The 13,388-nt window shown below is 59.5% G+C and carries 11 protein-coding genes; 2 read left to right on the forward strand and 9 right to left on the reverse strand.

The genetic code is table 11. The features are described 5' to 3' along the window. Nucleotides 1–11: 11 nt before the first annotated feature. The 9 genes from BBOU_RS06520 to BBOU_RS06560 form a co-directional block, all read right to left on the reverse strand. Entirely contained in the window at nucleotides 12–2,099 is a 2,088-nt protein-coding gene (locus BBOU_RS06520; protein WP_026502258.1) for a beta-galactosidase, read from the reverse strand. A gap of 105 nt (nucleotides 2,100–2,204) precedes the next feature. Continuing rightward, nucleotides 2,205–3,194 (reverse strand): LacI family DNA-binding transcriptional regulator, encoded by a 990-nt coding sequence (locus BBOU_RS06525; RefSeq protein WP_026502259.1) that lies wholly within the window; start codon nucleotides 3,192–3,194, stop codon nucleotides 2,205–2,207. Nucleotides 3,195–3,400: 206 nt separating this feature from the next. Then, nucleotides 3,401–4,144 carry a pseudouridine synthase gene (locus BBOU_RS06530; RefSeq protein WP_026502260.1) on the reverse strand — a complete coding sequence of 248 codons (744 nt, stop codon included), beginning with the start codon at nucleotides 4,142–4,144 and terminating at the stop codon, nucleotides 3,401–3,403. Between the two features lie 134 nt (nucleotides 4,145–4,278). Beyond that, nucleotides 4,279–6,168, reverse strand: a complete 1,890-nt coding sequence (glmS, locus tag BBOU_RS06535) for a glutamine--fructose-6-phosphate transaminase (isomerizing) (protein ID WP_026502261.1) — start codon at nucleotides 6,166–6,168, stop codon at nucleotides 4,279–4,281. 88 nt (nucleotides 6,169–6,256) lie between these two features. Continuing rightward, entirely contained in the window at nucleotides 6,257–6,940 is a 684-nt protein-coding gene (locus BBOU_RS06540) for a hypothetical protein (RefSeq protein ID WP_231485424.1), read from the reverse strand. Between the two features lie 100 nt (nucleotides 6,941–7,040). Beyond that, a complete protein-coding gene (locus BBOU_RS06545; protein WP_238552114.1) occupies nucleotides 7,041–7,559 on the reverse strand; it encodes a hypothetical protein in 519 nt (172 codons plus the stop codon). Nucleotides 7,560–7,728: 169 nt separating this feature from the next. Further along, nucleotides 7,729–8,907: a hypothetical protein gene (locus BBOU_RS06550; protein ID WP_026502263.1), complete on the reverse strand. Its 1,179-nt coding sequence runs from the start codon at nucleotides 8,905–8,907 to the stop codon at nucleotides 7,729–7,731. Next, complete coding sequence (locus BBOU_RS06555; RefSeq protein ID WP_026502264.1) at nucleotides 8,904–9,602, reverse strand: ATP-binding cassette domain-containing protein; 699 nt, start codon at nucleotides 9,600–9,602, stop codon at nucleotides 8,904–8,906. The genes BBOU_RS06550 and BBOU_RS06555 overlap by 4 nt, the downstream gene beginning before the upstream one ends. Further along, on the reverse strand, nucleotides 9,599–10,753 hold the full coding sequence (locus BBOU_RS06560) for a hypothetical protein (RefSeq protein WP_026502265.1): 1,155 nt from the start codon (nucleotides 10,751–10,753) through the stop codon (nucleotides 9,599–9,601). Before BBOU_RS06560 ends, BBOU_RS06555 begins: the two co-directional genes overlap by 4 nt. A gap of 349 nt (nucleotides 10,754–11,102) precedes the next feature. Between BBOU_RS06560 and BBOU_RS06565 the strand changes: the two genes are divergently transcribed. Beyond that, entirely contained in the window at nucleotides 11,103–11,804 is a 702-nt protein-coding gene (locus BBOU_RS06565; RefSeq protein ID WP_238552116.1) for a response regulator transcription factor, read from the forward strand. 87 nt (nucleotides 11,805–11,891) lie between these two features. Further along, nucleotides 11,892–13,157 carry a sensor histidine kinase gene (locus BBOU_RS06570; RefSeq protein ID WP_238552118.1) on the forward strand — a complete coding sequence of 422 codons (1,266 nt, stop codon included), beginning with the start codon at nucleotides 11,892–11,894 and terminating at the stop codon, nucleotides 13,155–13,157. The last annotated feature ends 231 nt before the right edge of the window (nucleotides 13,158–13,388 follow it).

Genomic DNA, 13,388 nt, shown 5'->3' on the forward strand with positions numbered 1-13,388 from the left:
TCGTTGTGGGGTCACTGTTTGGTGACGAGAACGCCGTTGGGGCTGATGGTGGCGGTGCCATCGCCCAGATCCGCGGCGAGGGACGCGACGAGTATCGTGCCGGACGCGTCAACCGTGACCGGATGGTGGGTACGGTTGAACTGGAAGATGAAGCGTGGCGCCGGATGGTCGCCGTCATCGTGTCCCTCGCGTTCGATACGCAAGACATCGCCGGAACCCTGCCATACCGGCAAGGTCACACCCATGGCTTCGAATATGGCTGGTAGGCTTGCGGCGAGTCCGTCCGCCCCCAAACGGCAACCCACGTAGGCTGCACGGCCTTCGCCGTACGTATTGACGGTGATGGCGGGAACCCCGTCTATACCGGTCCATGGGTCAGCCTGATAGGTGGCGAGCACGCGTGCGGAATCAGCGGTGGAAGTAATGACATCTGCGATATCGTGCGCCACGGTGCCGTTGCTCAGGTCAAGATGATCAAGGGTGCCGTCACCTTCGCCCATCGGCGCGAATTCTTCGGATCGTACGCCGACAACGTCGCGAATCGCTCCGGGATAGCCGCCCAACCATACATGATCGTGTTCATCGCTGATGCCCGTGTAATACGTGGCGAACAGGTTGCCGCCGCCTGCGACATACTCGCGTACGCGGCGTGCGTCCGTCTCGCTGAGCAGGTACACACTGGGCAGAACGACCATATCGTAATGATCCCAATCACCTGCCAAGGGTACCACGTCGGCGGTCAGACCGCAGTCGGCGAGCGCGGTGAACCAGTCCAGCGGTTCGGTCCAATGCCGTACCGATTGGGTGGGGGTCGCCGAATGTTCGGTCGCCCATTCGCTGGCGTAATCGTAGACGACCGCGATACGCGATGTGCTGAGCGTTGTCCCGGGCAATCCCGCCTGTGACAGCGTATGCAAATCCTCGCCGAGCGAGCACACGTCGCGGTAGACTTGGCTGTCTGCACCGGCGTGCGGCACCATGCCGCTGTGGAATTTCTCCGCACCAGCTTGCGACTGGCGCCATTGGAAGTAGCAGATCGCGTCGGCGCCCATGGCGAGGTGTGCCATCGCGTCGCGTTCCAACTGTCCGGGTTCTTTCCGATAGTTGATGCCTCGCCAGTTGACGGCGCTGGTTGAATGTTCCATCAGGAACCACGGGTGTTTGCGGCTGATGCCATCGACCAGGGAGGATGAGTATGCCAGTTCGTCCAAGTGGCGGCGTCCGGCGGTGAAATAGTGGTCGTTGGACACGAAGTCCACTTCCGCGCCCCAATCGTCATAGTCGAGGGCGTTGCCGGGAGCGCTGACCATGAAATTCGTGGTCAGCGGGATGTTCGGCGTGATTTCGGCGAGCGTGTCGCGTTCCGCTTTGAAGAATTCCTTGAGCGCGTCGGAACTGAATCGCTTGAAATCGAGAAGCTTGCCCGGATTCATGAAGTTGCCTTCGCCGATATACCGTGGCGGGATGATCTGGGTGAAGTCGGTCATGCGCTGTGACCAGAATGCGGTGCCCCACGCGTCGTTGACCGCTTCGATGGTATGGTAGCGTTCTTTGCACCAGTGTTGGAATGCGCGCATCGCGTCATCGGAATAGTCGAAGCGGTTATGGCAGCCGTATTCGTTGCTGACGTGCCATGCCACGATGGCGGGATTATCCCGGTAATGTTCGGCCATGGCGCGGCACAGCCGCAACGCGTATTCACGGAAAATCGGACTGGTGGGCCGCCAATGCTGGCGTGCCCCCGGCCAGCAAGCGTCCCCGCGTTCATCCTTCCACAAGACTTCGGGATGCTCCTGGGTCAGCCACATTGGCGGTGTGGCGGTCGCGGATGCAAGGTCCACTGCGATACCGGCCTTGTACAATTTGTCGATGATCCGGTCGAGCCAAGCGAAATCGTAGACGCCGTCTTCCGGCTCGATGGCGGACCAGCCGAAAATGCCGAGTGAGACGATATTGACCCCTGCCCGGGTCATCAGTTCGATGTCTTCATCCCATACGGATTCGGGCCATTGTTCCGGGTTGTAGTCCCCGCCGTACCAGATACGCCGAGCAGCTTGGCCCATTGGCTTCGGCCAGCGGTGTGTTCTGCGTTGTGTCATGACGCTCCATATCCGTGTCTTCGGTTACCGATGATAACCATAGCATCGACTCCTGTATGGCGTTGGAACGGTGCATTCCAGCGCCGGTGACAGGATTGTTTGCCGTCATGCGATAAACGGTTTGGCTGAGCCGCGTTCGATGAGTGTCGCCGGAATCACGGTTTTCACTCCGGTTTGCACATACTCCCCCTCGCATTGTCGCCGCAGCATGGTGAACGCCTGTCTGCCGATGACATCGAAATGCATGCGCATCGTGGTCAAATCGAGGCGGGGCACGATGCTCCGGAGTGAATCATCCACACCGACAATGCTCACATCTTCGGGCACTCGGCGGCCTCCATCTTGCAAGCCCAACATGGCGCCGTACGCCATCTGGTCGTTCGCCGCGTAAATTGCAGTACACTCCGGATCCTGTGCGAGCTCGAGTCCGGCGCGATACCCGCTGTCGGCTCCCCAATCGCCGATTTGCGCTTCCGGAGCGTGAATACCGTGGCGTTCAAGCTCGTCACGCCAGCCTTGCATGCGACTGCGCGCCGCACGCGAATGCGACGGTCCGGCAATATGATGAACGGTGCGGTGACCTTGTCCAAGCAGATAATCAACCACCGTGGTGGAGCAGCCATACTGGTCCACGTCAATGGTGGGGCACGATTGTGAGGCATCTTCGCATACCAGCACAACCGGCAGTTCTTTGGGCGGGACAAATGACATGAAATCAGGCACGTCCTGCTGCAAAATCACGATGATCCCGTCGACGGGAAGCTGTTCCATACGGCTGACCGCCGCCTGCAAGGTACGCTCCTTGTCGACACCCATGGTGTGGACGGTGACGGCATACCCCTCATCGACAGCCGCGGCGACAATCCCGTCAAGAATACGCGAATCCCCGTAATCGTACAGGCTGAACATCACCACGCCGATATCGTTGAATCGGCCGTGCTTCAACGCGCGTGCCGCATAATTGGGACGGTATCCCAGCTCATCCATGGCATGTTCGACACGCCGCCTGGTTTCGGGGCGAACCGCGGTGCTGCCATTGGCGACGCGCGAAACGGTCTGGGGAGAAACACCCGCCACTTTGGCGACATCCTGCATGGAGACAGTACGATTCCGGTTCATATGTTCCCCTTCCTTGCGCATACTATCGTGCAAGTATAGGCGATTGCACCGAAACCGGCGCCGCCGTTCTCGCCATACGCGTCATCCGGTGATACGCAACCGCCGGAACCGTTGTCGCGCCGCTTCTCAACCGTTTCATCGCGGAAAGGGACAGACCAGGCATGCCGGCAATCGGCACGGCGTCATCGTGACAACGGGATTGAGGATATACAACACATGTCCCGACCGCTGATCGGATCGGTGAATTCAAGGCGGCGTGCGACCAGCTGCAAGGGCGTGCTGAAATCATCCGGCCCATAAGGTTTGAGCGTTGGGTAGAACGGGTCGCCCATGATCGGCAGGCCGAGCGAACTCATGTGGACGCGTAATTGGTGGGTTTTGCCGGTCACCGGGTGCAACACATACCGGCGGAGGCCGACGGGCAGTGCCGTGGCGTCCGGAGTATCGGCGGTCATGCCGCACGCATCGGGCAGCTCGATGACCGTCCGCGCGTTCGGTTCCCCCGGTATCTCGTAGGCTTGCAGGCGTCCGCGGTCCTTGACGATATGCGAGCAGCGCAGGAGCGGAAACACCGCCGGGGCGTTGAGCCGCGTAATCGTGCCGGTATGCGGGCGTGTGACCGGTGCCGCCGGGGCCAGGCATTCGTAGGTCTTGCGCGCCTCATGGTTCTGGAACAACATCTGGTAGGCGCCACGACAGGCCGGGTCACGCACGAAGACCACGATGCCGGCGGTCAGCCGGTCCAGCCGGTGCGCCGGCGTGATCTGCGGTTCTCCGTAGTGCTCGCGCAGTCTGATGAGCGCGGACTGTCGATACCACATGCCGCGCGGCGTGGTCGGCACGAAATGCGGCTTGTCGACGACGATGATCCGCTCGTCCTCGTACAGTACGCGGCACCGGAACGGGATTTCAGGCTCATTGGTCACCCAGCGGTGACGCCTGGCTTGCGGCGTATGCCGTCTGTCTTCACCGGAGCCGGATTGCGCGTCGGAACGCCCCTCAGGCAGTGAAGCCATGCTGGACGCCCCGGCGCTGCGAGTCGCCGCGGGTATGTGCGACATCACTCGACGGTCACGGATTTCGCGAGATTACGCGGCTTGTCAACGTCATAGCCCTTGAGCTGCGCCATATCCATCGCGAATAGCTGCAATGGCACCACGTCCACGAGCGGGCTGAGCAGCGTGGGACATACCGGCCGCCAGAAGACGACATCCGCGTACTGTTCGACATCCGGGTCACCCAGTTCTGCAACAGCGATGGTGTACGCGCCACGCGCCTTGACTTCCTCGATGCCGGAAATCACCTTGTTGTGCAGAATGTTGCGCCCGCGTGCCGACGGTACGATCACGACGACCGGCTCGCCCGCGTCCACCAGCGCGATCGGGCCGTGTTTGAGCTCGCCCGCGGCGAAGCCCTCGGTGAAGGTGTAGGCGATTTCCTTGAGTTTCAGCGCGCCTTCCAGCGCGACCGGGTAGCCCACATGACGGCCGAGGAACAGGAAGGAATGCGCGTTAACCATCTGCTTGGCGGCCTGCTCGACATTGCCCGCCTGGTTGTCCAGCACCCACTGGATTTTTTCGGGCATGCCCTTGAGCTGTTCCAGGATGTGCCTGATCTCGTCGCGGTACATCGTGCCCTTCACCTGCGCCAGATACAAGCCCAGCAGATAGGCGGCGACGATCTGCGCGACGAAGGCCTTGGTGGAGGCGACCGCAATCTCCGGGCCCGCGTGCGTGTAGAGCACGGCGTCGGATTCGCGTGGGATGCTCGCGCCTTGCGTGTTGCAAATCGCCAGCACGCGCGACCCCTGTTCACGGGCGTGGCGCAAGGCCATCAGCGTGTCCATGGTCTCGCCGGACTGCGAAATCGCGACGACCAGCGTGCGCGGGGTCAGAATCGGGTCGCGGTAACGGAATTCATGCGCGAGCTCGACTTCGACCGGAATGCGCACCCAATGCTCGATCGCGTACTTGGCGACCATGCCCGCGTAGCTTGCCGTGCCGCATGCCACGACGATGATTTTGTCAATCTGGCGGAACACGTCCAGCCCGATATGCACTTCGTCGAGCACGATATCGCCCTGCTCGTCGAAGCGGCCGAGCAGCGTATTGGCCACCGCTTCGGGATCCTCATGGATCTCCTTGTCCATGAAGGACGGCCAGCCGCCTTTTTCCGCCGCGGACGCGTCCCAATCCACGGTGAATCGCTTGGTGTCGTCCACCGGATTGCCATTGAAGTCGGTGACGGTCACGCTCGTACCGCTGATGCATACCGCCTGGTCCTGCCCGATTTCCATGGCGTTCTTCGTGTAGGCGACGAATGCGGCGACGTCGGATCCGAGGAAGTTCTCGCCCTCGCCGAGCCCGACGACCAGCGGAGAATCATGGCGCGCGCCGACGACGATATCCGGCTGACGGCAGTCGACGGCAAGGATGGTGAACGCACCCGTCAGCATACGCGCGACGCGACGGAGCGCTTTGAACAGGTCCGGCTTGCCGGTTTCCTTGATGATGATGTTGGCAACCTTGCCGAGCAGTTTCGCCGCGACTTCGGTATCGGTGCCGGAGGAGAACACGTAGCCTTCGGATTGCAGGTCCATTTTCAGCTGTGATGCGTTTTCGATGATGCCATTGTGGATGATGGCGATTTTCCCGTCCGCGCTCACATGCGGATGCGCGTTGGTGTCGCTGGGCTCGCCGTTCGTGGCCCACCGCGTATGTCCGATGCCGACCGTTGCGTCCGGAAGAGGCGAACGCTTGAGGTCGGCTTTGAGATTGTCCAGGCGACCTGCCTTCTTGCGAACGGCTACGAGATTCATGCCAGGTGCGGCAAGTGCGACGCCCGCGGAATCATATCCACGGTATTCCAGCCTGCCCAGGCCTTGCATGCATACTTCCAATGGTTTGCCGCATGCGGTCATGCCGCCTGCATATCCTACGATTCCGCACATAGCACACCAGTGTATCGGACGATTATGTCAAGCGCCGATGGCGAAAGTCACTTTCACATAACCGGCCAATCGGCGCTTGGAATGCACATCACGAATTCGTTTGGCACGCTTCGTACAGTTTCGCCTTCGCGGCATCATACCCTGGGGCGGATTCGTCGAAATACTTGCCGAATACGTCCTTGTCCTTGTTCTCGTCGCTGACGATCGCCTTGTAATCATCCACCGTCATGGATTGTTCGGCGAGCCCGTTTTTCTTCAGGCATTGGAGCAACGGTACCGCTGGATCCTCGTTCTTGGGATTGCTTTTCATGCTGTCGTGCAGAATGCTCATGCTGGTGAAATCATTGTCCTCGTCGCATTGGGCGACAGCGGAATCGCCATCGCTTTGGCTCATTCCGGCGGGATACGTGGTTTGCATGCCGCCTTGCGAGTCAAAAGTGACATCGACGCCTTGCTGTTTCGCGCAATCGCTGAAATGCTCGCTGAGTTCGTTGAACTCTTCGTCGGTGATTTTGCTGTCCTTCAGTATCTTCTTGGTCAGGGACTGGTGTGCATCATCGTAGGTGCGTTTGATTTGTTGCGCGTAGTATCCGGTGAAGACGGTGCCGTCCTTCGCAGTGGCGCTACTCGATGCACTTGTCGCGGTGCCAGTGGACGGAGCGGTATGTCCTCCGCCCGCACAGCCCGAAAGCAATGTTGCACAGCACGCCATGGCGCATACCATGACTGTCACAGCGGTGTGACGGTTCCCCCTATTGTTGGTCTTTTTCATGATTTCACTTCTCGGAGTGGTGATTCTTTCGTTTCGCAGAGTCGGAAGGTGGGCTTGTGCCGCGAGTCCCGTAGCGCAAGCCCGCCTTCGCGGTTATTTATCATTTGGATTGATCGTTATCATCGGGATGTTCATGGACGTATACGTAGTGGGACAGATCGTTGATCTTATACCCGTCGTAACGTTCCATGCATTGCTTCGCAATCTTGTTCATCCTCTTCGCATTCGCACCATGGTATGGAGTCGGTGTCGTCGTGCCTTCCTCCCAAATGAAGGTGATGAAATCATCTTCGCTTTGAGCTTGGGCATCTACGCAACCCTCGACTTTGAATTCCAAAGCATTGATGTCCTTCTCGCTGATCTTGCCATCCTCTATGAGTCCCCGGGCAAAACCGGTCTGAAGGCTGTTGTACGTGTCTGCGAATTTTCGAGCGTATGGACCTTTGAACACATGTCCATTCTCGGCCTTCGCAGTGCTTTGCGATGGGGCTGGGGTCGCGTTCTGATGTCCCGAGCCGCAGGCGATGCACAAGAGGCATGCCACGATGACGCCGAAAATCAAAAACACATTTCGAATACGAGCAACGGTATGAGTCAACATCCCGGACCAATCACTCATACGCATACCAATGCCCTTGCATCATTGTCATCATTCTCATCGTTGAACCCCCTTTTCTACCTTGTGCCTCGTAGGCGACGCCTCGTTGACATCACGATTGCATTGTTTCGCACTTCATCGCACGATGCAAATCCTTGTCGTGAAAAACACTACAAATCCCAGCTTCCGGTCATCGATTCTTAAAATATCTGAACAGGTCACGTTCGCGAGTGACCAGCATCGCAAGCGTGACACCGGCCAACACACCCGCAAGGGCCGCCGCTGGAACTCTGGAAAGAATACCAACAAGCGTCGGTGAGGCAATGATGATCCCCGTATCCATATGGGTAATCGCCCAGATCGTCAATGGCAGCGTCACCAGTATCGCCGAACAGCACCAGACCAACGCCTCGAGCAGCATCTGCAGCCAGAGCGCGGTCTTGGGTTCGCCGCAATGCATGGCGGATGCAAGTTCGAGCCGCCTGACACGGACAACGGCGAATCCGATGAAGAACGCAATGACCAGCATCACGAGTGGAGCCAGTGCACTCTGTCTCTCCCGGAACGCCTTGACGGCATCCAACTTCGAGCCTTGCGTCGCATTCAATTGGCTGATCGTTGGTTGCTGCGAAGCATCCGAAGGCCATGAGGATACCGTGGATTGCAACAACGCCTGCAGGGCATCCGGAACCGGCCAGGTCTTCACCACGCACTGATCGAAATCGTTTGCATCAACCGGAACCTGGCTGAGCGCCACATATTGGTAATTGGATGACCTACCGTCGTCCGGATACTGGAATACGCCGGCGATTCGTACACTGCCACCGGCATGCAATGCGAGTTGGCTTCCGGCGGAAGCGTTCACAGACTGCGCTGCCTGGGAGGAGAGCCAGATGCCATCGTAATCCCGGGTAGACAACGTAACGGTGCCGGAACGGGTCGAAGAAGCAAAGACATCTAGCGCCCCGGTCGTGGCATCGAGCGAAGGAATACTCGCAGATGGCAAGACGGCGGATGTGACCTTGTCGTTCTTCGACCGTAACGCGCCGGATGCGAGCACCCCGTCCACACTGGACAACCGTTCGCATGCTTCACCGCTAATCCTGCCTTTGAACTCGATGACGTACGTCGACGCGCCCGATGCGATATACCGGTCAACCTGCTGCGCTATTGACCGAATGCTGAACAGGTCGGCAGCAGACAACCCGCCGACCAACGCGGCGAGAATCAACATAAGCATGAACGCATGCGAGGTTCCGGACACGATATCCCGCCATGCTTCGTCCACGACACCACGCAGACGCATACGCCCTGTCGCAGCCGTATCCCGGTCAATGGCAGGCGCAACGGTATCTTGTTCCCGGCTCACTGGTAGTCCCTCAAATCGATGATGTCCGTGCACGCGTCGCGGGTGCGCGGATCATGTGTGGCGACCACGACAATCGCCCCTGATATCGACAACCCGTGCAAGGTTCGGTTCACGCTCGCCGCAGTCGCCAAATCAAGTTGTGCTGTCGGCTCATCCACAAGAAGCAGTCCCGCGTGGGAGGCGACCGCGCGCGCAAGCATCAGCCGCTGAGCCTCGCCACCGGACAGGTCACGGAACTGTTTGGCGGCAAGATGGTCAAGCCCGAACACGCGTAACAGTGACAAAGCGTGCTCTTCGGCTTCGTTCCTGCGTTCCCCGCGAGAAATATAGGGCAGTGCCACATGGTCGATGACTTTCCTACGCGCTACTCCATGAGGATTCTGCAATACCCAGCACACCCGACCGCATGAGACGCGTATGACCTTGCCCTGCGCTGGCTGCTGCCAGCCTGCGACAATGGACAATAGCGTGGATTTGCCCGAGCCGGAAGGACCGACCAGCGCATAAACGCGCCGGGGATACAGCGTCATGGTGATATGCCTGAACAGCCAGTCGTCCCCGTCGAAGCTGTGCCCGACATCGTCGAGCTTGACATGGGCAGACTGCTCATCACCGGAATTGTCCTGAACTGTACTGGTTCCCGCCAATCCTGCAACCGCGGGTCGTATGGACTCGAGCCGGTCTTGCCCGCTCATCGGCACGCCTTACCTGTGCTGGCGGGAACATCGACGGAAGTCAGGGATGCGCCGGATTGCACGCTGACCATCGATTTGCCAAGCTGGGAGGCGACCACATGAACGGCGACCGGCTTGCCGCGCGAAACCACGCATGCCGAATCCGCAGAGACATCGTACATCGCCGCCGGCGGCACCAAGACCACGTTCAGCGCTTTGGCGAGCTTCCAGCGATATGTAACGTTGATGGTGTTCGGAGCGGTGTCTTGTCCCGTGTCGCTTTGGGCCCCTCCGGTATCGGAAGCCTGCCCGGAGGCTGCCGGCTGTTGGGCGGCACGGTATTCGTTACTCGCACCGATGGCTGAGAGCAGGGAGGCGTCAGCGCTGTCCGCTGTCTGATCAGTGATGGTGAACGTCGTCCCGTTGACTTCCATGACCCGATCGCCTTGCAGCATCGAGGAATCATTGCGCCGGAACGTCGCACGGACCGGTTGGCTGGTAGTCGTCAGCACATCGGCTCCCTGCTCGACGTGCCCGCCATATCGGGCCTGGCACTCCTTGACAGTCACCTGCTGTTGGGGCAACCATGCAAACAACGACGTATCGATGCTCCACTGGCGCTCCTGCGTGGTACCCTGCGTCCCGGCGGTTGTGGCAAGCGCATTGAAGGCTTTCACCGTATTCCACGTCATCACGTCCGAATCCGGGGCCGCATATCCGAGCCGTCTGAGTTCCGCATTGAGCGCCGCGATATCACCGCCCTTCATGCCGCTGGTCATCGTCCGATACGGTGGAGTCCTGAGATACAGGGCGAGTTGGGGTTGTCCGTCAATGGCAATGAACGCGGAGCCTGATTCAATATTGTTTCCGGCCGCGCACTGTCTCAACTCCGTAACCACTCCCCCAACCGGAGCGGCTACGGAACCGGATTCACTGCGTTCCACCGTGACGGTGACGGAACGCTCGTCATCATATAGTTCCGATTGCACGGCGAGTGTGCCCACGCGCGTAGTCGACTCGAACGCGGCGGGTTCGGGCTCACGGGTGAGCAGGAACCCGCCGCACACGCCGGCCGCCAGCATGACGAGCGCGAGCAGGACAGTCACGGAGACGGACACAGTGTTGCGGCCAGCGTTCCGGTTTGTACCGGTTTTCTGGTGATGCAGCCGCATTCTGTGCTCCTTCGTGCAGAATCGAAACGTTGTCATTATCGGTGGGGAGGAATCCGCAGGCAAATCCTTGTCGTGCAAATACCTACACGATTGCGCTGCCGGCATCTATGACGACTCGGACGCCTTGTGGCATAGCCATGCTGTTTTCGTTGGATTGTCGCCGAATACGGCATTCCCCCACGCTTGGAAAGCATGACTGCGCGTCTCACATATTGGCGACATTTTTGAAATACCCCTCGGAGCGACTTCCGCGCCGGCCATCGTTTGACGCCAATCCGGCGGCGCCGACACAGCGCTATGCTGGTGTATGAAATCCCCTATTCGAACGAGCATGGAGCCAGGCACCACTATGAGCCAACAGCAGACACCATCCGCGACCGGCAGCGACCAGACGTCGGGCACCGTGCAGGTCGTGCTCGTCGATAACGACATCCTTGCCTTGAATATGCTGTGCGAGATCATGTCCGGATGGCCCCGCGTCGCCATCACCTGGACCGAATATAACGGCTCGGACGCCTTCGACCACTACCGACAATGCGAATCCGGCATCCGCGATCTGCCGGACCTGTTCATCACCGACATCTCGATGCGCGGCCTGTCGGGCGTCGATATGAGCCGAGCCATCCGCTACACCAACGGCACGATGCCGATACTCGGCATCACTTCATACGAGCCGACCCAGTTCTACCATGATGCCGCCGACGCCGGCATGCAGGCGGTTATCGGCAAGAACGAGCTGTCGGCCCTCAAAAGCATCATCATGGAGGTCGCGGACACCGGCGCTCTCGCCGTCCGACCGCCCTTCGAGGCACCGGGGCGGGCGCATCTGCGCATCCGGCAGGAAGGCCTGCCGTACATCCTCTCGCTGAGTCAGCAGGAAAAGCAGGTGCTCACCATGTGTTCGCACGGATATAGCAACGCCGATATCGCGCAGGTGCTCGACGTTAGCCCGTCGACCATCAACACCTACATCACACGCGCGTCGCGCAAGATGGGCGTGGCCAGCAAACGGGAGGCGGTGGCGTTATGGACGAAAACCATCGGACTGTAATCAAGCAACACCATCACAACCGTCATTCCGCAACGATTGCGCCACCATAAACTGCACGTCGCCCTTTGCTTGGTGACCACGATACTCATGATTGCAGTGCTGGCGTTCTTCCCTGCGAAGACCCCGGTGCAATGGGTGGCTTGTATCATCGCCTGCTGCTGCCCGCTGGGCATCGCCTTCGCACCGGTACCGATGTCCATCGTCTCATTCGCCGTGGTACTACTGCTGATGTTCACTCCCGGAATATCACTCTCGGATGCCGGTTCGATCATTCATATGCTTACGCCGCTGGCCATAGGTACGCTCGCGTATTCGACACCCACCCGATGGTCAATCTGGAGTCTTGTCGCTTCAATCATCACCCTGCTGTTGGCCTTCGACTTCCGCCACGCGCTGTCACAAGGAGAAGCACTTTCCTTATTCGTATTTCTCGTGCTGTATATCGTCACATACGCAAGTTGCGCATCCATCCGCACCATCGCCATCGACGATCGGCAACGGCACCGCGATGCCGAGCTGGAACTCCTGCGAACGCAACAGGCGCATCAGCATGAAGTCACCAAGTTCGCGCAGATGACGCATGATGCGGTCACCGCGAATCTGTCGAGTATCTTCTTGCTCGCGCAGCAGCATATTGATGCTATCGATGCGGTAGGCGCAACCGGCGTGATTAGCTCTGCCGCTGGCGCTACCTACGGCGCTACCGATGATGCCGCTGCCAAGATTGCCAGTAATGCCGCCTCCGCGTCTGAAGAGGACTGGCGAACGGTCAGGCAACTCAGCGAAAGCGCTCTGGCGAGTATCCGCTCGGTAATCAGAACCATGAACTCCGCGGATGAACAGCCTCGCAACGACCAAACTGACGATTCGCATGACCTTCCACTGCCGTCGCGCATCGGCATCGCCATCGAACAAGGACAGCATCTGTTGACTCCGCACCGTATGCATGTCGATGTACACATTTCAGGGCAAATATCGTCGCCCGTCTGCGTACAGTCCGGCGACGAAGCAGTGACGCTCATCGGAGAGATCTTCACGAATCTGCTGCGGCACGCATCCCCGGACAGCGCGCCGATGCTCACCATCACCTACGATGACGACAATATGTCACTCATGCAGACGAACGCACTGGCACACAAGGGCACACGTGGGCGAGGCACAGACCAGCAGTCGCCGAAGGTTGCTCAGGCCTCAGCCAGCCATGACGGCGCTCTGCCGCGATCGCAGAGCGGACTGCTGCTCCACCGCGGCATCATCGAATCGCTCGGCGGCGAGCTGCGCTTCAACAGCGAGGATAACACGTGGACGCTCTACGCGCGCATCCCCTTGCACCCCGAGGTTCAGGCGGGGTAACGCTACTGCGCCTGAACGCTCAAGGCCGTCATGTCAGGCAATGCACTATGGCAACCACTTGGGGCAGGTGCCCAACAGGATGCTGATACTTGCGGGAGCCGGCGTCGCAAGCGCATCATCATACCGGGCACCGGTGCCCCCGGTGGACAGTCCGCAAACACCGATGGCGATTGCAAGATACACCGCCAAGCGGTACGACTGCCATGACGCCATGCATCATTGGCATACGCG

The sequence above is a fragment of the Bifidobacterium boum genome, assembly GCF_000741535.1.
Taxonomy (GTDB): domain Bacteria; phylum Actinomycetota; class Actinomycetes; order Actinomycetales; family Bifidobacteriaceae; genus Bifidobacterium; species Bifidobacterium boum.